Origin of the sequence: Sphingobium phenoxybenzoativorans (assembly GCF_018286635.1) — a bacterium.
GTDB classification, from domain to species: Bacteria; Pseudomonadota; Alphaproteobacteria; order Sphingomonadales; family Sphingomonadaceae; genus Sphingobium; species Sphingobium phenoxybenzoativorans.
Genome location: NZ_CP073910.1, coordinates 2,528,651 through 2,548,000 on the forward strand (window position 1 = coordinate 2,528,651; position 19,350 = coordinate 2,548,000).

General features: G+C 63.1%; 17 protein-coding genes. 13 read left to right on the plus strand and 4 right to left on the minus strand.

Annotated features, from left to right (window positions below; translation table 11 throughout):
* Window positions 1–108: 108 nt before the first annotated feature.
* Entirely contained in the window at window positions 109–1,641 is a 1,533-nt protein-coding gene (locus tag KFK14_RS12340) for an acyl-CoA carboxylase subunit beta (RefSeq protein WP_212607844.1), read from the minus strand.
* A gap of 118 nt (window positions 1,642–1,759) precedes the next feature.
* On the opposite strand from KFK14_RS12340, the gene KFK14_RS12345 reads away from it, so the two are divergent.
* Together KFK14_RS12345 and KFK14_RS12350 are read left to right on the plus strand one after the other, a co-directional pair.
* Window positions 1,760–3,175, plus strand: a complete 1,416-nt coding sequence (locus tag KFK14_RS12345; protein ID WP_070153407.1) for a helix-turn-helix domain-containing protein — start codon at window positions 1,760–1,762, stop codon at window positions 3,173–3,175.
* Window positions 3,176–3,266: 91 nt separating this feature from the next.
* Window positions 3,267–3,800 (plus strand): response regulator, encoded by a 534-nt coding sequence (locus tag KFK14_RS12350; protein ID WP_212607845.1) that lies wholly within the window; start codon window positions 3,267–3,269, stop codon window positions 3,798–3,800.
* On the opposite strand, the gene gorA is transcribed toward KFK14_RS12350, so the two are convergent.
* Window positions 3,761–5,107, minus strand: coding sequence for a glutathione-disulfide reductase (gene gorA, locus KFK14_RS12355; RefSeq protein ID WP_212607846.1), 1,347 nt, complete (start codon window positions 5,105–5,107; stop codon window positions 3,761–3,763). The two genes, KFK14_RS12350 and gorA, sit on opposite strands and share 40 nt — an antisense overlap.
* A gap of 145 nt (window positions 5,108–5,252) precedes the next feature.
* The gene (gene pgi, locus KFK14_RS12360; RefSeq protein ID WP_212607847.1) at window positions 5,253–6,752 is read right to left on the minus strand and encodes a glucose-6-phosphate isomerase; all 1,500 of its coding nucleotides are present in this window, start codon (window positions 6,750–6,752) and stop codon (window positions 5,253–5,255) included.
* Between the two features lie 140 nt (window positions 6,753–6,892).
* On the opposite strand from pgi, the gene lepB reads away from it, so the two are divergent.
* The 9 genes from lepB (at window position 6,893) to lexA (ending at window position 14,375) form a co-directional block, all read left to right on the plus strand.
* Window positions 6,893–7,714 (plus strand): signal peptidase I, encoded by an 822-nt coding sequence (lepB, locus tag KFK14_RS12365; RefSeq protein ID WP_212607848.1) that lies wholly within the window; start codon window positions 6,893–6,895, stop codon window positions 7,712–7,714.
* 11 nt (window positions 7,715–7,725) lie between these two features.
* On the plus strand, window positions 7,726–8,379 hold the full coding sequence (gene rnc / locus KFK14_RS12370; RefSeq protein ID WP_212611141.1) for a ribonuclease III: 654 nt from the start codon (window positions 7,726–7,728) through the stop codon (window positions 8,377–8,379).
* Window positions 8,376–9,269 carry a GTPase Era gene (era, locus tag KFK14_RS12375; RefSeq protein ID WP_212607849.1) on the plus strand — a complete coding sequence of 298 codons (894 nt, stop codon included), beginning with the start codon at window positions 8,376–8,378 and terminating at the stop codon, window positions 9,267–9,269. The genes rnc and era overlap by 4 nt, the downstream gene beginning before the upstream one ends.
* 52 nt (window positions 9,270–9,321) lie before the next feature.
* Window positions 9,322–9,906, plus strand: a complete 585-nt coding sequence (locus tag KFK14_RS12380) for an anthranilate synthase component II (RefSeq protein WP_212607850.1) — start codon at window positions 9,322–9,324, stop codon at window positions 9,904–9,906.
* Between the two features lie 62 nt (window positions 9,907–9,968).
* Window positions 9,969–10,961, plus strand: a complete 993-nt coding sequence (gene trpD / locus KFK14_RS12385; RefSeq protein ID WP_212607851.1) for an anthranilate phosphoribosyltransferase — start codon at window positions 9,969–9,971, stop codon at window positions 10,959–10,961.
* Window positions 10,958–11,749 carry an indole-3-glycerol phosphate synthase TrpC gene (gene trpC / locus KFK14_RS12390; protein WP_212607852.1) on the plus strand — a complete coding sequence of 264 codons (792 nt, stop codon included), beginning with the start codon at window positions 10,958–10,960 and terminating at the stop codon, window positions 11,747–11,749. The genes trpD and trpC overlap by 4 nt, the downstream gene beginning before the upstream one ends.
* A complete protein-coding gene (gene moaC, locus KFK14_RS12395) occupies window positions 11,746–12,219 on the plus strand; it encodes a cyclic pyranopterin monophosphate synthase MoaC (protein WP_212607853.1) in 474 nt (157 codons plus the stop codon). The genes trpC and moaC overlap by 4 nt, the downstream gene beginning before the upstream one ends.
* 10 nt (window positions 12,220–12,229) lie before the next feature.
* Window positions 12,230–13,414 carry a molybdopterin molybdotransferase MoeA gene (locus KFK14_RS12400; RefSeq protein ID WP_212607854.1) on the plus strand — a complete coding sequence of 395 codons (1,185 nt, stop codon included), beginning with the start codon at window positions 12,230–12,232 and terminating at the stop codon, window positions 13,412–13,414.
* A 286-nt stretch (window positions 13,415–13,700) separates the two neighbouring features.
* Complete coding sequence (gene lexA / locus KFK14_RS12405) at window positions 13,701–14,375, plus strand: transcriptional repressor LexA (protein ID WP_212607855.1); 675 nt, start codon at window positions 13,701–13,703, stop codon at window positions 14,373–14,375.
* Here lexA and KFK14_RS12410 read toward each other — a convergent pair.
* Window positions 14,372–16,531, minus strand: a complete 2,160-nt coding sequence (locus KFK14_RS12410) for a ComEC/Rec2 family competence protein (protein ID WP_212607856.1) — start codon at window positions 16,529–16,531, stop codon at window positions 14,372–14,374. The two genes, lexA and KFK14_RS12410, sit on opposite strands and share 4 nt — an antisense overlap.
* Before the next feature lie 53 nt (window positions 16,532–16,584).
* On the opposite strand from KFK14_RS12410, the gene gltX reads away from it, so the two are divergent.
* Window positions 16,585–18,033, plus strand: a complete 1,449-nt coding sequence (gltX, locus tag KFK14_RS12415) for a glutamate--tRNA ligase (protein WP_212607857.1) — start codon at window positions 16,585–16,587, stop codon at window positions 18,031–18,033.
* 20 nt (window positions 18,034–18,053) lie between these two features.
* Window positions 18,054–19,340, plus strand: coding sequence for a citrate synthase (locus KFK14_RS12420; protein ID WP_070153448.1), 1,287 nt, complete (start codon window positions 18,054–18,056; stop codon window positions 19,338–19,340).
* Window positions 19,341–19,350: the final 10 nt, after the last annotated feature.

Genomic DNA, 19,350 nt, shown 5'->3' on the forward strand with positions numbered 1-19,350 from the left:
GCTTGCGGGAGGGGACGGGGGAGGGCCTGTCCAATCCATCAGCGGCATCAATCAATCGAGAGGAACATGCCCTCCCCTAACCCCTCCCGCACGCGGGAGGGGAACAAGTCACAGCGGAATATTGTCGTGCTTCTTCCAGGGATTCTCCAGGCTCTTGTTCTTGAGCTTGCGCAGGCCCAGCGCGATCCGCTTGCGCGTGGAATGCGGCTGGATCACTTCGTCGATGAAGCCTTTGGATGCAGCGACAAACGGGTTGGCGAAACGCGCTTCATATTCGGCAGTGCGTTCAGCGATTTCTTCCGGCGTCTTGCCACGGAAGATGATCTCCACCGCGCCCTTTGCGCCCATCACCGCGATTTCCGCGGTCGGCCAGGCATAGTTGAGGTCGCCGCGCAGATGCTTGGACGACATAACGTCATAGGCGCCGCCATAGGCCTTGCGCGTGATGACGGTAATCTTCGGCACGGTCGCCTCGGCATAGGCGAACAACAGCTTCGCGCCATGCTTGATGATGCCGTTATGCTCCTGTCCCACGCCCGGCAGGAAGCCCGGCACATCGACAAAGGTGATGATCGGAATATCGAACGCATCGCAGAAGCGCACGAAGCGCCCCGCCTTCTTCGACGAACCGATATCAAGGCAACCCGCCAGCACCATAGGCTGGTTGGCGACGATGCCGATGGTCTTACCCTCGATCCGTCCGAAGCCGCAGATGATATTGCCAGCATGGGCGGGCTGCACCTCGAAGAAGTCGCCTTCATCGACGACCTTCCGGATCAGCTCATGCATGTCATAGGGCTGGTTGGCGTTGGCCGGGACCAGCGTGTCCAGGCTTTCCTCGATCCGGTCCCATGCATCGGCGGTGGGACGCTCCGGCACCGGCTCCTGGTTCGATCCGGGCAGGAAGTCGATAAAGTCGCGGGTGGCCAGCAGCGCCTCGATATCATTTTCGAACGCCACGTCGGCGACGCCGGACTTGGTGGTGTGCGTCACCGCGCCGCCCAGTTCCTCCTGCGTCACGATCTCATTCGTCACGGTCTTCACGACGTCGGGACCCGTGACGAACATGTAGCTGCTGTCCTTCACCATGAAGATGAAGTCGGTCATCGCCGGCGAATAGACCGCGCCGCCCGCGCACGGCCCCATGATGACGCTGATCTGCGGGATGACGCCGCTGGCGTTCACATTGCGCTGGAACACTTCGGCATAGCCGGCAAGCGAAGCGACGCCTTCCTGGATGCGCGCGCCGCCGGAATCGTTGAGGCCGATCACCGGCGCGCCGACCTTCATGGCCATGTCCATGATCTTGCAGATCTTCTGCGCATGCCGTTCGGACAGCGAGCCGCCGAACACGGTGAAATCCTGGCTGAACACGAAAACCAGACGTCCGTTGACGGTGCCCGATCCGGTGACAACACCGTCGCCGGGGATATGCTGCTCGTCCATGCCGAAGTCGGTGCAGTTATGCTCGACATACATGTCGAGTTCTTCGAAGCTGCCTTCGTCCAGCAGCACGTCCAGCCGTTCGCGCGCTGTCAACCGGCCCTTGGAATGCTGGGCGGCGATTCGCCTTTCGCCCCCGCCAAGGCGGGCCGCCTCCCGTTTCGCTTCCAATTGTTCGACGACAGCGAGCTTCGACATGCGCATCCTCTCTTGCAACCGCCACGCGGCAAGCCGCTCCCTTTCCATGCCTTTATCCGCAGTGCAAATGTGAATTTGCGGAATTGCAAACATCCGTTTTGCAAACTATTGCGGAAAAATGGCACGTGGCGCACGGATTTTCGCGGGACAAAAGCTTCGGCAACTTCGGTTGGACCAGCGTATGGACCAGGCCGCCATGGCCGCGATGCTGGGCATTTCCGTATCCTATCTCAGCCAGCTAGAAAATGACGATCGCCCCCTGACGGCGAAGGTGAAGGCGGCGCTTGCAGAAGCATTCCCCCTGGATTGGGCGGCTTTCGACCCGCGGGAGGAGGAACAGCTTCTTGGCGCCTTCACCTTCGCGCTTGCGCATCCGGAGGTATCGCGCGCGCCGCTGGAGCCGGAACGGATCGAGAAGCTGCACCTGCAATTCCCAGAGTTCGCCGCCCGCTATGTCGATCTGCATCGCGCCTACCGGCAGGCCAACGAACGGCTGAACATGATCGAGGAAGCGATCGCCAATGACACGGCAACACAAGCCCGCATGCCCTGGGAAGCCGTGCGCGACTGGTTTCATGACGCGGGTAATTATGTCCATTCCATCGATTGCCTTGCCGAGGATATGGCGGCCAAGCTGTGGGCGGGGGACGAGCTTGACGAGGGCATGCTGGTTGAGGCGCTGGCGCGGCGGCACGGGCTGGAAACGCTGATCGCTGAAACGCCTGATTCCGCGCTGCGCACCTATGAGAGCGTGAGCAAGCGGCTGTTTATCAACGCCGCCCTTCCCACCGAAAGCCGCAAGTTCATGCTGGCGCACCAGTTGATGATGCTGGAGGGATCGGCGCTGATCGCGGATGTCGCGCGGCAGGCGAACCTGCCGATCCTGGAGGCGGACCGGCTGCTGACCATTGGTCTTGCCAATTATGCCGCCGGAGCCTTGCTGATGCCCTATGCCCGGTTCCGGGAAAGCGCACGGGAATTGCGGCATGATATCGACAGGCTCGCCCGCCGCTTCGGCGTGAGCTTCGAACAGGCGTGCCACCGCCTCTCTACCCTGCAGCGGCCAGGCATGCGGGGCATTCCCTTCTTCTTCTGCCGTGTGGACATGGCGGGCAACATCACCAAACGGCACAGCGCCACCCGGCTGCAATTTGCGCGCTTCGGCGGCGCCTGCCCGCTATGGAACGTGCATGAGACGGTCGCCATTCCCGACCGGATCAACGTGCAACTCGGCGAGACGCCCGATGGCGTCCGCTATGTCTCCATGGCCAAGGGGCTGGTGAAGCCTTCCGGCAGCTATGCGCGATCACCGCGCCGCTATGCCGTTGTTCTGGGCTGTGAAGTCGAACATGCGGGCAATTTTGTCTATGCCGATGGCTTACGCCTGAACGATGAGGCGTCAGCGACGCCGATAGGCGTGACCTGCCGCCTGTGCTCCCGGCATAGCTGTGATCAGCGCGCCTTCCCGCCCGCTGACCGGGCGATCCGCATCGACCCGGATAATCGCCAGATCGTTCCCTACCTCATTGACTAAAACAATCCGGCTATTTGCCGTTAATTAACTGGATTCACTCTCATAACGGGATGAATGCTCCGCCTGACGGCAGAATGAGAGTTTACGCCGAATGCTTCGCCCGCGCGTCCTTGTGATCGACGACTCTCTCACCATCCGCGCCATGTTCGAGGAGTTGCTGCTCGCTGACCCCGAACTCAAGCTTGTGGGCCTTGCCGAGAGCGCGGAGGAAGCCCTGGCCATGATCGATCAGGTGACGCCGGACGTCATAGCCGTCGATCTCCATCTGCCGGGCCTCAACGGCCTGGATTTCCTGGATCGTATCAAAGACCATTGGCATCCTATGTCGGCGGTGCTGGTCTCCTCCTCCGCCAAGCATAAATCGGACATTTGCAAGGAAGCGTTCGCTAGGGGCGCGGTCGCCTGTTTTGACAAGTCAAAGCTCATCGCCAATGGCGCAAAGCTTTGCCAACTGCTGAAAGACGCCGCCCAGGGGCATTTCAATCACGCCTCCTACCGCACCTGCGGCACCACCCTCCCCACCAAGGCGGAGGCAGCGCCGGCTGCGACGGACGCGGAAGACGCCAAAGCGGCCTCAGACCCCGCTTATTTCAGCAGCACCAGCTCCTCCGCCATGCTGGGGTGAAGCGCGACGGTATCGTCGAAATCCTGCTTGGTCAGCCCGGCCTTCACGGCGACCGCCGCCGCCTGCAGAATCTCCGGCGCATCTGGCCCGATCATGTGCAGGCCAACCACCCGGTCGGTCGTCGCATCGACAATCATCTTGTAGAGCGCGCGCTCGTTGCGATTGGCGAGGACATTCTTCATCGCCCGGAAATCCGACGTGTAGACCTTGACCGTGCCCAGCTTGTTGCGCGCCTCAGCCTCCGTCATGCCGACCGCGGCAAGCGGCGGGTGGCTGAACACGGCGGAAGGGATGCAGCCATAGTCGACAGTGCGCGGATTGCCGCCGAACACTGTGTCCGCAAAGGCATGCCCCTCGCGGATGGCCACCGGTGTCAATTGCACCCTGTTGGTGACGTCGCCCACCGCGTAGATACTTTCGACATTGGTCCGGTTATGGTCGTCGACCTTGATCGCGCCCTTGTCGTCAATCTCGACCCCTACCTCCTCTAGGCCCAGACTGTCGCTCTTGGGCTTGCGGCCGGTGGCGAACAGCAGCAGATCGCAAGCGATGGGGTCGCCATCCTTGATGCGGATGCACATGGTGCCATCCTCATTCTTTTCGATCCGCTCCATCTGCGCATTGAAGCGGAAATTGATCCCTTTCCCCATGCTGATCTGCAGCAGGCGGTCGCGGATTTGCGCGTCATAGCTGCGCAGCATCTGATCCGACCGGTTTACGAGCGTCACATGCGCGCCAAATTCGTGGAAGATGCCGGCGAACTCATTGGCGATATAACCGCCGCCAGCGATCACGACGCGTTTAGGGCATTCATCCAGATGAAACACCTCGTTTGAGGTCACGCCATGCTCAGCGCCCTCTACCTCCGGCACCATCGGCCAGGCGCCGGTGGCGACGAGAATATATTTCGCAGTGACCGTCTTGCCGCTGGCCAGCTTCACTTCATGCGGCCCGGCGATTGTCGCCCGCTCCGGGATGATCTCGACCTTATGATTGCCCAGCGTCTGGGTATAGAGACCCTCCAGCCTGTCGACATCGGCCAGCACATTGTCGCGCAGCGTTTTCCAGTCGAAATCGCAATCCGGTACATTCCACCCGAAACGGCGCGCATCTTTCAGATCCTCGGCGAAATGCGCGCCGAACACGAGCAGCTTCTTGGGCACGCAACCGCGAATGACGCAGGTGCCGCCAACGCGATATTCCTCGGCGATCGCAACCCTGGCCCCATGCGCGGAGGAGACGCGGGCGGCCCTTACCCCTCCCGATCCAGCGCCGATGACGAACAGGTCATAGTCATAATCGCTCATGCACAATCTCCACTTGGCGCGGGATATGGCGTGGCTTGGTTCGCGTTACAAATGGGAAATCGTCTTAAAGGACAACGCAGGCCAACCATCATGGCATTCGGTAGGTATGCGATCGGCCGGGTCGGCCAATCACGCCTTGATGCGATTAGCTCAAGGCGAGATCGATCAGGGCCATGGTCGAGGGATCGAAACCAGTCGGACCATCCTTTTCGATCGATTTGGCGATCTCCTTGCCCAGTTCCACGCCGAACTGGTCGAAGGGGTTAATCTCCATCAGCATGGCGTTGGCGAAGGTGCGATGCTCGTAAAAGGCGATCAGAGCGCCCAGCGCCTCCGGCGTCACATCGTCGAGCAGGATCGTGGTCGAAGGGCGATTGCCCGGATAGGCGCGCGCCGGATCGCTCGCATTCTCCTTGCCCCGCATCAGCGCCGCGCCTTGCGCGAAGCAGTTGACGAGCAACGTCCGGTGATGGGCGGGATCGAGGCTGTGGCCCGGCTCCTTCGACGCAATGAACTCGACCGGCACGACATGCGTGCCCTGATGCAGCAACTGGAACACCGCATGCTGCGCATCCGTGCCTACGCCGCCCCAGGTGATGGCGGAGGTCGGCCCATCGACGGGAGAGCCGTCCGCCTTCACGCTCTTGCCATTGCTCTCCATCTCAAGCTGTTGAAGATAGGAGGGAAGCAGCTTGAGCCGCTCATCATAGGCAAAGACTGCACGGGTCTGGCATTTCAGGATGCGGGCGTAGAATTGATCCACAAACGCAGCGATCAGCGGCGCATTTTCGCGTGGCGCGGCAAGCCGGAAATGACGGTCCATCGCCGCCGCCCCTTCCAGCAGGCTTTCGAACGCCCCCCAGCCGAGCGCCAGAGCAGCGGGAAAACCGATTGACGACCAAAGCGAATAGCGGCCGCCGACGGATTCGTTGAATGGTAATATGCGGGTTTCATCCACGCCCCATTCCATCGCCTTCTCCGGCGATGCGGTCAGCGCGATCACCCGGCCATAAGGATCGTCCACGCCCGCCTCCTGCATCCAGGCGATGGCGCTGGCGGCATTCAGCATGGTCTCGGTCGTGGTGAAGGTCTTGGAAGCGACCGCCAGGATCGTCGCATGCGGATCGAACCGCGCCATCGCCTTTTCCAGCGCCACGCCATCGACATTGGAAACGATGGCGACGTCATACCGCCCGGCTTCATCGCTCAGGGCATCGACGATCACGTCCGGTCCGAGCGCCGATCCGCCGATGCCGACATGCAGAATATGCCGCACGGGTCCCAGGGCATCAGCCTCTATGACGTCGATCAGGCCTCGCATCCGCCCATGCAGCGCCTTGGCCTGCGCGACGCTTTCCGCATTGCCCTCGCCGCGCTCTGCCGGATGTTCCGCGGCGCGGCCCTCCGTGTTGTTGATCTTCTCGCCGTTGAACAGGGCGTCCCGGCGGCCGGCGAAATCCACTTCCTCGGCCAATCCGACAAAGGCGTCGATCAGTCCATCCGTCAGATGCGTCTTGGACCAGTCGAACCGCAGCGGCCCTTGGGTCAGCGTCAGCTTGGACAACCGGCCGGGATCGGACTCGAATATGGTCTTGAGTTCGGGAATGGGCTGGTTCGAAATGGCTGTCCAGGCTTGGCTCGGCATAGGGTCGGATGCTCCTGACGATGGGCGATTCCCGGCCTTCTTAGCGGAAGGAAAGCGCAGAAACTATGCGGGTCCCTTGACCATTACGCCGCGACCTTACAAATGCGCGACAAATGGCGGAAAAGGATGTACGGGGCGCAATGGCCAAACAATCCGAAACGCGGGACTTCCTCTGGTTTCTCGCAAAGCTCGCACTCTTTGTCTTTATCCTGCGCAGCTTCATCGTCTCCCCCTTCAATATCCCTTCGGAATCGATGCAGCCGCGCCTGTTGATCGGCGACTATCTGCTGGTGGCGAAATGGCCCTATGGCTATTCGCGCTACAGCCTGCCTTTCTCTGCGCCGCTGATCCCTGGGCGAGTGCTGGCGTCGCGGCCCGAACGCGGTGACGTCGTGGTGTTCAAGGCCCCGCCGACCGTGAAGCAGGACTATATAAAGCGCGTCATCGGCCTGCCGGGCGATCTGATATCGGTACAGAATGGCACGGTCATCCTGAACGGCCAGGCGATCCCGAAGCAGAAAATCGCCGATCTTGTTATCCCCGCTTCCCAGAACATGATCGACGCGGCGGAGAAAGAAGGCAATCGCTCCCCCTGCTATCGCCCGGAATTTGAGGAGATGACGGCTGGAGGCATGAATTGCCGCTACCCGCAATATCGCGAAACGCTGCCCAACGGCAAAAGCTACAATGTCCTCGATCTGGTGCAGGACGGCTCGGCCGACAATCGCGATACCGTCGTTGTACCCGAAGGCCATCTGTTCCTGATGGGCGACAACCGCGACCGCAGCGCCGACAGCCGTTTCCCGGCCGAGGAAGGCGGCGGCATTGGCCTGGTGCCAGAGAAAAATCTGGTCGGCCGCGCGCTGGTGTCGGTATTCTCGACAGACGGCAGCGCCAACTGGCTGCTCCCCTGGACCTGGTTCACGGCTGCCCGCTGGGACCGCATCGGGGAAGGCTTTTGAGCCGATCCGGCATGGGCGCGTGGATTGAGGAGCTGATCGGGCGCGCGCCGGGGGCGCCCGCGCTGTTCACCCAGGCGCTCACGCATGGCAGCGCAGGCGGCAGCGATTATCAGCGGCTGGAGTTTCTGGGCGACCGCGTGCTCGGCATCGTCATGGCGGAATGGCTTTTCACCCTGTTCCCGACGGAGCCTGAAGGGTCGCTGTCCCGGCGGTTCAACGCGCTGGTCTCCGGTGAAACCTGCGCGGAGGTCGCCCGCTCGATCAGCGTGCAACCGCATCTGGTGCTCGGCAAGCAGGCGCGCGACGATGGCGCGGCGGACAGCGACAATGTGCTGGGGGACGTTATGGAGGCGATCATCGGCGCGCTGTTCCTGGATGGCGGGATCGATGAAGCGCGGACGCTGGTGAAGCGCCTGTGGAGCGACCGGGTGCACACCCAGAACAGCGCGCCCAAACATCCCAAGTCCGCGCTGCAGGAATGGGCGGCCGCCAATCGCCGCAAGCCGCCTGAATATGTTATGACCGGCAAATCCGGCCCCCATCACGCCCTGCGCTTCACCGTCACGGTGTCGATCAAGGGAGCGGGCGACGCATCGGCCGAAGGCGGGTCCAAGCAGGAGGCGGAGACCGCCGCCGCCAAGGCTCTTTTGGAGAAATTATCATGAGCCAGAGCTGCGGCATCGTTGCCGTTGTCGGCGCGCCCAATGCGGGCAAATCCACCTTGGTCAATGCGCTGGTGGGGCAGAAGGTCGCGATCACCAGCCCAAAGGCGCAGACCACCCGCACCCGCGTCATGGGCGTTGCGATGGAGGGTGAGGCGCAGATCGTTCTGGTCGACACGCCCGGCATTTTCGAACCCAAGCGCCGGCTGGACCGCGCAATGGTGCAGGCCGCCTGGGGCGGCGCGCAGAATGCCGACCTCATCGCTTTGGTGATCGACGGCAAGGCGGGGCTTGGCGAGAAGCTGGCGCGGGCGGTCGAAGGACTGCAGGAGCGCAAGGAACGCAAATGGCTGATCATCAACAAGGTCGATATCGCCATCAAGGAAAAGCTGCTCGTCCATGCCGAACGGCTGAACGGTTCCGTCGGTTTTGAGGAGATATTCTTCGTCAGCGCCGCGACGGGCGACGGCCTGCCGGAACTCAAGTCCGCGCTGGCGAAGGCGATGCCGGAGGGGCCATGGCATTTCCCGGAGGATCAGGTGTCGGACGCGACCGACCGCATGCTGGCCGCGGAAATCACGCGTGAACAGCTTTACCACCAGCTTCACGCCGAACTGCCCTATGCGGCGGCGGTAGAGACGGAGAAATATTCCGAGCGGCCGGACGGTTCGGTCGAGATCCACCAGCAGATCCTGATCGGCCGGACCAGCCAGCGCGCGATTGTGCTGGGCAAGGGCGGCGCGCGCCTGAAGGAAATAGGGTCTAAGGCGCGGGCGGAACTGGCGGCGCTGCTCGGCGTGCCTGTCCACCTCTACCTGCATGTGAAGGTGAAGGCGGACTGGGAGGATGACCGGGGCGTGTACCGCGACATCGGCCTCGACTGGGTAGAATAAAGCCCCCCAGAATCCCTTTGAATAACGCCGCGCGGGCGCTAAGCGGGATGGCATGATCCTCGTCATCGACAATTATGACAGCTTCACCTGGAACCTGGTCCATTATCTGATGGAATTGGGCGCGCAGGTTGAGGTCGTCCGCAACGACGCCATGTCGGCGGGGCAGGCCCTGTCATCGGGCGCGCAGGCTTTTCTGCTTTCGCCCGGTCCCTGCACGCCCAATGAAGCGGGCATCAGCCTTGATATGGTTTCCGCCTGCGCGGAAACCGGCAAGCCGCTGCTGGGCGTGTGCCTCGGCCATCAGGCGATCGGCCAGCATTTCGGCGGCAAGGTGGTGCGCGGCGGCCTGATGCACGGCAAGACGTCACCGGTCAATCATGACGGCACCGGCATGTTCGAGGGGCTGCCCTCCCCCTTCACCGCCACCCGCTACCACTCACTGATCGTCGAGGATATTCCTGACTGCCTGGCGGTCAACGCCACGGCGGAGGATGGATCGGTCATGGCGTTCCGGCACAAGACGCTGCCGATACATAGCGTGCAGTTCCACCCGGAAAGCATCGCGACGGAACATGGCCACGCCATGCTGGCCAATTTCATGACGATCGCAGGCATGCGGGTGAAGGAGCGAGCCTGAACCACCCCTCTTGATCCTGCCCCTCTCGACTCATCGGGCTTTCCGCCGCTAAGGCACGCCCGATGACCACCCTGCCCGATCCTTCCCGGCCTCTCGATGCCGATGAAGCCGCGTCCGCATTCACGGCTATACTGGACGGCACGGTAAGCGATGAGGCAATCGCGGCTTTCCTGACCGGTATGAGCCAGCGCGGTGAGACCGCCCCGGAGATCGCCGCCGCGGCGCAGGCGATGCGGGCGCGCATGATCCCTATCGAAGCGCCGGAGGGCGCAATCGACGTGTGCGGCACCGGCGGCGACGGCCATCACACGCTGAACGTATCGACGGCCGTGTCGCTTGTCGTTGCGGCCTGCGACGTGCCGGTCGCTAAGCATGGCAACCGGGCTGCCTCGTCCAAGGCGGGGGCGGCCGACACGCTGGAGGCTCTGGGCCTTGATCTCAACCATGTGGCGGAACAGGCCGAGCGTTCGCTGGCGGATATCGGCATCTGCTTCCTGTTCGCGCAGAATCACCACCCCGCGCTGAAACGGCTGGGGCCGATCCGCAAGGCCATCGGCCAGCGGACGATTTTCAACCTGATGGGTCCTCTCGCCAATCCCGCGCGGGTGAACAGGCAACTGGTCGGCATCGCCCGCCCCTCCTATGTTCCCATCTATGCCGAAGCATTGGCGCAACTTGGCATCAACCGCGCGATGGTGGTGTCGGGCGACGAGGGACTGGACGAGCTTTCGGTCGCAGGCGGCAACGACATTGCGGACGTAACGGACGATGGCGTCGTCGCCATGCGCCGCTGGTCGCCCGCCGATGCCGGCCTGCCCACACATCCCATCTCCGCCATCCGGGGAGGCGACCCGGCGCATAATGCCGCCGCCCTGCGCGCCTTGCTGCTTGGCGAGACCGGCCCCTATCGTGACGCCGTACTGTTCAACGCCGCCGCCGCGCTGATGGTCGCGGGCGAGGCGAACGACCTGCGCGAAGGCGTGGAGGAGGCCGCTGAGGCCATCGACAAGGGCCTTGCCAATGCCCTGCTCAATTGCTGGATAGCCTATAAATGACCAACAAGCTGATCGAAATCTGCGATGTGAAGCGGGACGAGGTCGCCCGCCGCAAGGCCGCAACCTCCCTCTCCAGCCTGCATGAGCGCGCCGCCGGGCAAACGCCGCCGCGCGGCTTCCGCGCCGCTCTGGATGCAAAGGCGCAAAGCGGATATGGCCTGATCGCGGAGATCAAGAAAGCCAGCCCGTCCAAGGGCCTGATCCGCCCCGATTTCGATCCGCCAGCTCATGCCAAGGCCTATGAAGCGGCGGGCGCGGCCTGCCTCTCGGTTCTTACCGACGAGCCATATTTTCAGGGGCATGACGATTATCTGATCGCCGCGCGCGCCGCCTGCACCCTGCCTGTCTTGCGCAAGGATTTCATGGTCGATCCCTGGCAGGTGCTGGAGGCCCGCGCGTTGGGCGCCGATGCCATCCTGATCATAGCCGCCGCTCTGGATGACGCGGAAATGGCGGAGATTGAGGCAGTGGCGTTGGATCTGGGCATGGACGCTCTTGTCGAGGTGCACGACGCGCAGGAACTGGAGCGTGCGCTGAAGCTCAAATCGAGGCTGATCGGCGTCAATAATCGCGACCTGCGCGATTTTACCGTGGATTTCGCCCGCACCTATGAACTGGTTGGGCAAGCGCCGGAGGGATGCACCTTCGTCGCGGAAAGCGGCCTGACCTCCCATGCCGATCTCGCCGCTATGGCCGGGCATGACGTGCGCTGCTTCCTGGTTGGCGAGGCGCTCATGCGGCAAGCCGATGTCGAAGCGGCGACGCGCATGCTATTGACGGGGACATGAGCGGCCTCACCCATATCGACGCCGATGGCAGCGCGCGTATGGTCGATGTGTCGGCCAAGGATATGACCGTGCGCGAAGCGGTGGCGACCGGCCGGATCAGCATGTCCGCGGACGCCGCCAGGGCGATCGCCGATGGCCTGGTGAAAAAGGGCGATGTGCTTGCCGTCGCTCGCGTCGCCGGCATCATGGCCGCGAAAAAGACCGCCGACCTGATCCCGCTTTGCCATCCCCTGCCGCTCAGCGCAGTGACGGTGGAATTCGCGCTGGACGAAAGCGGCGTCACCGCGACCGCGACGGCGCGCATCGCCGCGCAGACAGGGGTTGAGATGGAGGCGATGACCGCCGTCTCCGTCGCCTTGCTGACCGTCTATGACATGGCGAAGGCGATGGACAAGGCCATGGTCATCGGCAATGTCCGCCTCCTTTCCAAGACCGGCGGCAAGTCTGGCGACTGGCGGGCGGAACCGTGAGCCTCCGCCCATGAGTTTGCTGCCCGTCACGGAGGCGCAAAGGCGATTGCTCGACGCGGCCCCCCCTCTGGGCGGGGAAACGACACCGCTGGACCAGTGCATCGGACGGTGGCTGACCGGGGATGTGCTTGCGCGACGCGACCAACCCTGGGCCGACCTGTCCGCCATGGATGGTTACGCCATCCGGCATTCTGACTTGCCCGGACCTTGGCAGGTCGCAGGCGAAAGCGCGGCGGGCGACGCCTCCCTGGCTCCTCTGAGCAGTGGACAGGCGATGCGGATTTTCACCGGCGCGCCATTACCGTCCGGCGCGGACATGGTGGTGATGCAGGAGGATGTGACCCGGACCGGCGACGTCATGCGGCTAGCTCCCGGCGTCACGCCGCGCGCGGGCGCGCATGTGCGCCGGGCCAGATCGGACTTCGCCATTGGCGACACGCTGATCGAAGGCGGCACCCGGCTCAATCCCGCCCATATAGCGCTAGCAGCGATCGGCGGATATGGCGCGCTGCCGGTCGGACGCAAGCCGCGGATCGCCATAATCTCCACCGGCAGCGAACTGGTCGAGCCGGGCGAGGATGCGCCGCCGGGCCGCCTGCCCGCGTCCAACGCTGTGATGCTGGGCGCTATGCTGTCCGCTTTCCCGTGCGAGGTGGAGCAGGTGGGGATCATCTCCGATTCGCTGGACATACTGACCCACGCCTTCATTCGTGCGAAAAGCGCCGACATCATCGTCACCACCGGCGGCGCGTCGGTTGGCGATCATGATCTTGTGCGCCCTGCTCTGGAAGCGGCCGGTGGCGCGATCGATTTCTGGAAAATCGCCATGCGCCCCGGCAAGCCGCTCATTTCGGGCAAGCTGGATTCCGCGCTTGTGATCGGGTTGCCCGGCAATCCCGTATCGGCATTCGCCACGGCGACGCTTTTCCTGCTGCCCGTCATCCGCAAACTTGCAGGCAGCATCTCTCCCCTGCCCGTGCCGCTTATGACGCCGCTCGGCGAGGCGATGGACGCCAACGCCAGTCAGCGCGACGCCTATCTCCGAGCCACCCTGACCGACGGCTCAGTGGCGGTATCGGGCGAACAGGATAGCGCGATGCTGCAATCGCTTGCGCGCGCCAATTGCTTTATAATTCGTCCTGCGGGCGTACCGGCTGCGCACGCTGGAACGCTTGTACCGGTCATCACCTTCTGACGCCTGATCCCGCGCAATGGGCTTTTATTGATATTGGGCCTTGCCGGGGAAGAAATCGCGGCGGCGCTCGTCGCCCAACTGGCGCTGGCGCTTCTCATACGGGTTGCGGCGGCGGTCTTCCACCTTGCTGCGTTGTTCTGGCATTTCTGGCTCCGCCGTCATCATGACCGGAAAAACCGCTATCCCGGCTTTCCGGTTCCGCGGGATGCGACGAAGCGTTGCCGCTTGACTTGCCACCATGTGTTTCCTATGCGTTCTGCATCCGTTCCATAAATGGTGACAGATCATGATGACGTCGAAACAACAGGAACTGCTCAGCTTCATTCACCGGCGGCTTGAGGAGGGTGGCGTGTCGCCTTCTTTCGAGGAGATGAAGGATGCGCTGGACCTGCGTTCCAAGTCCGGGATCCACCGATTGATCAGCGCGCTGGAGGAACGCGGCTTCATCCGCCGCCTGCCCAACCGGGCGCGAGCGCTCGAAGTGCTCAAGCTGCCGGAGGGCATGGAGCGGGCGAAGAAGCCCGCGCTGGTTGCAGCGCCCAAAGCGCCTGCGCCGATCATGCCGATCGCGGCCAATGATATCATCGAAATTCCCATGCATGGCCGCATCGCCGCCGGTGTGCCGATAGAGGCGATGGAGGGGCAGAATATGCTGTCTGTTCCCGCCGCGCTGTTGGGTGCGGGCGATCATTATGCTCTGGAAGTGGCCGGGGACTCCATGATGGAGGCTGGCATTCTCGACGGCGACTTCGCGCTGATCCAGAAGACCGACGTCGCGCGCGAGGGGCAGATCGTCGTCGCCCTGATCGACGAGAGCGAGGCTACGCTCAAATATTTCCGCCGCGAGGGCCCTCGCGTCCGGCTCGATCCGGCAAATTCGGCCTATGAGCCGCAGCTTTATGATGCGGCGCAGGTGCGCATCCAGGGTAAGCTTGCCGGGCTGCTGCGCCGGTATAATTAAGGCGCAACTTTTCCGGCCTTTTGGCGGGAATATTGTGAGAAATGCGAGGGCGACGTCATCCATGGATGGGCGTCGCCTTTTCGTTTCACGGTCTTTATCACGCCCTGCCGCAAATAGACGGCGACGCCGCCTGTCCGGCGAAGCATGGACCGGTCGATCTTCAGCCAGCGCGGATTGCAGGTGCGCGGCAACCGCCTTTCGCTGACCACGACGTCGGCGGCGGCGCAATCGCGCGCAAGCTGGCTGGCGGGAACCAGATCGAAACTGCGGGTCGCGAGCATTCGCCAGCGGCGTTCTCCTCGTACGATATCGACATTGCACAGGTCCCGGCTGCATCGCGCCGCCGGGATATCCGCAAAGGCGGCGAGTTCACCGTCATAGCCCGCGCTTTCCGAAAGCGCGTCCCGCACATAGTCGCCCGCCTTGTCACGTAATATCGCCATGCCGCCATCGGGCAGGCGTATGGCGACATGGCGTCCGTCGCCCGTCACCATAATGTCGGGTTTTGGCGTCATGGCGATCATGGCCGCGCCCGTCAGCACGGGCAGCAGGCCGATCCAGCGCGCCCGGCTCCGCCACAACAGGCACCAGAGACCGCCCGCCACCGTCAGCCCGAACGCCACGGAAGAAGTCGCAGGCGTCAGCGCGACCGCGCCGGGACTGGCGGCGACCGCGTGCGCGACAATGAGCAGGAGCGCCAGCGCCTTCTCCACGATCCACCAGGCCGGGAAGCCAAGCCCCGCAAGATCGAGAAACAGCGCCAGCGCCTCGAACGGCATGATGATGAAGGTGGTCAGCGGAATGGCGATAAGATTTGCGATCGCTCCAAGCATGCCCGCCTGGTGGAAATGGAACAGAGCGATCGGCATCAGGGCAATTTCAATCGCGAGGCCAGTCAGGAAAAGGCCCAGCAGCTGACGCAGAAATCGCACAGGCATCCCCTCCTCCCGCGCCGATACCAGCGCGCGGAACCGGGGATGTTCGCCAAGGGCGACAATCACGGTCACGGCCGTAAAGCTCATCTGAAAACTTGGACCGGCGACCGATTCCGGCCACAACAGCAATATGAACAGCGCGCCCGCCGCCACCAGCCGGAGCGTCAGAGAATCCCGGCCAAGCGCAAGGCCGCCCAGCACGAGCAACGCGGCGACGCAGGAGCGCACCGTTGGCACGTCCGATCCCGTCAGCAGGGTGTAGCCGATGCCCGCCGCAGCGCCCCCCGCGGCGGATAGAAGCAGCAACGGCCATCGCAGCGCCAGCCTTGAACTGAGCGCCAGCAGGCGGAGGATCAGGAAGATCACTGCGCCGATCAGCGCAGTGACGTGAAGGCCGCTGATCGACAGCAGATGGGCCAGACCGCTTCGCCGCATCGCTTCCGCATCGTCTTCGGGGATCGCTCCCCGATCACCGGTTGCAAGGGTTGCCGCGATTGCGCCCGGTCCGCCCTCTACCCGCGTCTGGATATGCGCGGAGAGGCGCTGCCGCAACGAGGGACCGCCACCAGCCGGCGTTTCGACAATCTCTATAGGCGGCAAAGCCTTCCCCGTCGCGCCGATCCCCACGAAGAAGGCGCGTTGCGCAAAATCATAGGCGCCCGGCACGGCGGGCGGCGCAGGCGGCATCATGCGCGCGCGAAAGGCGATGACAGCCCCCTCCGCCAGCCCCTCTGGCCGGTCGGCGTCCGCAATATTGACCCGGACCCTGGCGGGCAGGTCAGGCCGCTCCAATGGCGTCAGCACCAATCGCGTGCTGCCCTGCGCCGGAAGCGGCTCGATACGCGTGATACGGCCGGCCATCTGAACGAACGCCGCGCGCGCCAGCGGCGGCTCACCGAACGCCACCGCCTTGCCCCAGATGATCAGGCACCCCATGCAGGCCAGAAATCCGGCCGCGGCCAGCATCATGCGCAGGCGGGAACCGGCAGGAAGCAGCGCCGCCGCCACGATCAGCGCAGCGCACAGGAAACACCATCCCATCCATGCGAAAGGTCCCGGCAAGAGGAACCATGCCGTAATGCCGCCACCCAGCGCCACCGGCGCCCAGAGGGCAATATGTTCCCTCTCCTTTTCCAGCCAGCGCTCGATGACCGAAAACAGGACGGAAAAAGATAGTCCGCCCCAACGCTTAGTGGAGGTTTGTCGTGGCTCAAAAGCCATGCTAGGGGGCGTGCGATCCATGAGGTTAAGCAGGAATGTCGGGGAATCGTTGAGTGAGCGCAACAACTGAAAACGGCACAAAAACAGGGCCGGTCGTTACGCGTTTCGCTCCTTCACCCACTGGCTATCTGCATATTGGCGGCGCTCGCACCGCCCTTTTCAACTGGCTGTTCGCCCGTCACCATGGCGGCAAATTCCTGCTTCGCATCGAGGATACGGATCGCGCGCGCTCGACCGAGGCGGCGATCGACGCGATCTTTGACGGGTTGGACTGGCTTGGCCTGTCCGGCGACGAGCCGCCTGTTTTCCAGTTCGCCCGCGCCGCGCGCCATGCCGAGGTCGCCCACGCGATGCTGGAGGCGGGCCATGCCTATCGCTGCTATGCGACGCCGGAGGAACTGGCGGAATTGCGCGAACAGCAACGGGCCGCGAAGCAGCCCATGCGCTATGACGGCCGCTGGCGCGACCGCGATCCGTCCGAAGCGCCGGCGGGCGCGCCCTTCGTTATCCGCATCAAGGCCCCGCGAGAGGGCGAAACGGTCATCGAAGATGCCGTACAGGGCCGTGTCGTTGTCCAAAATGCTGAGCTGGACGACATGATCCTGCTGCGGTCGGATGGCACGCCCACCTATATGCTGGCCGTGGTGGTCGACGACAATGATATGGGCGTCACCCATGTCATTCGCGGCGACGACCATCTGAACAACGCCTTCCGCCAGCTTACGATCATCAAGGCGATGGACTGGAAGGTGCCGGTCTACGCCCATATCCCGCTGATCCACGGCGCAGATGGCGCGAAACTGTCGAAGCGTCACGGCGCGCTCGGCGTCGATGCCTATCGCGACGACATGGGCATGCTGCCGGAGGCGGTGATCAACTATCTGCTCCGTCTTGGCTGGGGTCATGGCGATGAGGAAATCATCAGCCGGGAACGGGCCGTCGAACTGTTCGACCTTGCCGGCGTCGGCCGCTCCCCGTCGCGCTTCGACATCAAGAAGCTGGAAAATCTGAACGGCCATTATCTGCGAGAAGCCGATGACGCCCGCCTCGCTACACTGGTCGCCCCACGAGTGGCTGCGCTGATCGGGCGGGAAATGTCCGCCAATGACAGCAGCTTGCTCGCACAGGCCATGCCGTCGCTCAAGCCCCGCGCCAAAACGCTGGACGAGATCGCCGACGGCGCTTTGTTTCTTGTCAAACAGCGCCCGCTGGATTTTGACGAGAAGGCCGCGCTTCTGCTAGACGATGCGGCGCGCACGCTGTTGCAGACAACTGCCGACGCCCTTGGCCAGGTTCCTTCCTGGACGATGGACGCGATCGAAGAAACAATACGCAGCGTAGCAGAGGACGCCGAACTGGGCCTTGGCAAGGTAGCTCAACCCCTGCGTGCAGCGCTGACGGGGCGGACCACTTCGCCGGGGATATTCGACGTACTCTTCCTCCTCGGGAAAGATGAAACATTATTGAGATTGTCGGACGCCCAACGGGTTTCCGCGAACTGACGCGAATGAAGGAGAACGAAGTGGCCGACACCAAAGCCAAACTGACCCTTGGAGAGAATAGCAAGGAATATCCGATCCTGAGCGGCACGGTCGGTCCGCAAGTGATCGACATCCGAAAGCTGTACGGCGATACGGAGATGTTCACATTCGACCCCGGCTTCACGTCGACGGCGAGTTGCGAATCCGCCATCACCTATATCGACGGCGACCAGGGCGTCCTTCTTCACCGGGGCTATCCCATTGATCAGCTCGCGGAAAAGTCGAGCTTCATGGAGGTCTCCTACCTGCTGCTACACGGCGAACTGCCGAGCAAAGCGGAGCTGGAGAAGTTCGAATATACCATCAACCGCCATACGATGGTGCATGAGCAGCTTTCGACCTTCTATCGCGGTTTCCGCCGCGATGCGCACCCGATGGCCATCATGTGCGGCGTGGTCGGCGCGCTTTCGTCCTTCTACCATGACTCCACCGACATCAACGATCCCAAGCAGCGGCTGATCGCCAGCCACCGCCTGATCGCGAAGATGCCGACGATTGCGGCCATGGCTTACAAATATTCGGTGGGCCAGCCCTTCCTCTATCCACGCAACGACCTGTCCTACGCCGGCAATTTCCTGCGCATGACCTTCGGCGTCCCGGCCGAGGAATATGTGGTCGACCCGGTGGTCGAGGATGCGATGGACAAGATCTTCATCCTGCATGCCGACCATGAGCAGAACGCATCGACTTCGACCGTCCGTCTTGCCGGTTCGTCGGGCGCCAACCCGTTCGCGTGCATCGCGGCCGGCATCGCCTGCCTCTGGGGTCCGGCGCATGGCGGCGCGAACGAAGCTGCACTCAACATGCTGCGGGAGATCGGCACCGTCGATCGCATCCCGGAATATATCGCCCGCGCCAAGAACAAGGACGATCCGTTCCGCCTGATGGGCTTCGGCCATCGCGTCTACAAGAATTTCGACCCCCGCGCGAAGGTGCTGTCGAAGGCCGCGACGGACGTGCTGGAGAAGCTGGGCATCAACGATCCCGTTCTCGAAGTTGCGCGCGAACTGGAGCAGATCGCCCTCAACGACTCCTACTTCATCGAGAAGAAGCTGTACCCGAACGTCGATTTCTACAGCGGCGTCATCCTGTCGGCCATTGGCTTCCCGACGGAGATGTTCACGGTGCTGTTCGCCCTCGCCCGCACCGTCGGCTGGGTCGCGCAGTGGAACGAAATGATTTCCGATCCAGGCCAGAAGATCGGCCGTCCGCGTCAGCTCTATACCGGCTCGGCGCAACGCGACTATGTTTCGGTCGACAAGCGCTGAACCACGCTGG

Excerpts from the sequence above, each read along its gene's own strand:
- rnc (WP_212611141.1), top strand. The coding sequence starts at position 7,726 with ATGGGCGCGTGGATTGAGGAGCTGATCGGGCGCGCGCCGGGGGCGCCC.
- era (WP_212607849.1), top strand. The coding sequence starts at position 8,376 with ATGAGCCAGAGCTGCGGCATCGTTGCCGTTGTCGGCGCGCCCAATGCG.
- pgi (WP_212607847.1), bottom strand. The coding sequence starts at position 6,752 with ATGCCGAGCCAAGCCTGGACAGCCATTTCGAACCAGCCCATTCCCGAA.
- KFK14_RS12380 (WP_212607850.1), top strand. The coding sequence starts at position 9,322 with ATGATCCTCGTCATCGACAATTATGACAGCTTCACCTGGAACCTGGTC.
- KFK14_RS12350 (WP_212607845.1), top strand. The coding sequence starts at position 3,267 with ATGCTTCGCCCGCGCGTCCTTGTGATCGACGACTCTCTCACCATCCGC.
- gorA (WP_212607846.1), bottom strand. The coding sequence starts at position 5,107 with ATGAGCGATTATGACTATGACCTGTTCGTCATCGGCGCTGGATCGGGA.
- moaC (WP_212607853.1), top strand. The coding sequence starts at position 11,746 with ATGAGCGGCCTCACCCATATCGACGCCGATGGCAGCGCGCGTATGGTC.
- KFK14_RS12410 (WP_212607856.1), bottom strand. The coding sequence starts at position 16,531 with ATGGCTTTTGAGCCACGACAAACCTCCACTAAGCGTTGGGGCGGACTA.
- KFK14_RS12345 (WP_070153407.1), top strand. The coding sequence starts at position 1,760 with ATGGCACGTGGCGCACGGATTTTCGCGGGACAAAAGCTTCGGCAACTT.
- lexA (WP_212607855.1), top strand. The coding sequence starts at position 13,701 with ATGATGACGTCGAAACAACAGGAACTGCTCAGCTTCATTCACCGGCGG.
- KFK14_RS12340 (WP_212607844.1), bottom strand. The coding sequence starts at position 1,641 with ATGTCGAAGCTCGCTGTCGTCGAACAATTGGAAGCGAAACGGGAGGCG.
- trpC (WP_212607852.1), top strand. The coding sequence starts at position 10,958 with ATGACCAACAAGCTGATCGAAATCTGCGATGTGAAGCGGGACGAGGTC.
- trpD (WP_212607851.1), top strand. The coding sequence starts at position 9,969 with ATGACCACCCTGCCCGATCCTTCCCGGCCTCTCGATGCCGATGAAGCC.
- KFK14_RS12400 (WP_212607854.1), top strand. The coding sequence starts at position 12,230 with ATGAGTTTGCTGCCCGTCACGGAGGCGCAAAGGCGATTGCTCGACGCG.
- lepB (WP_212607848.1), top strand. The coding sequence starts at position 6,893 with ATGGCCAAACAATCCGAAACGCGGGACTTCCTCTGGTTTCTCGCAAAG.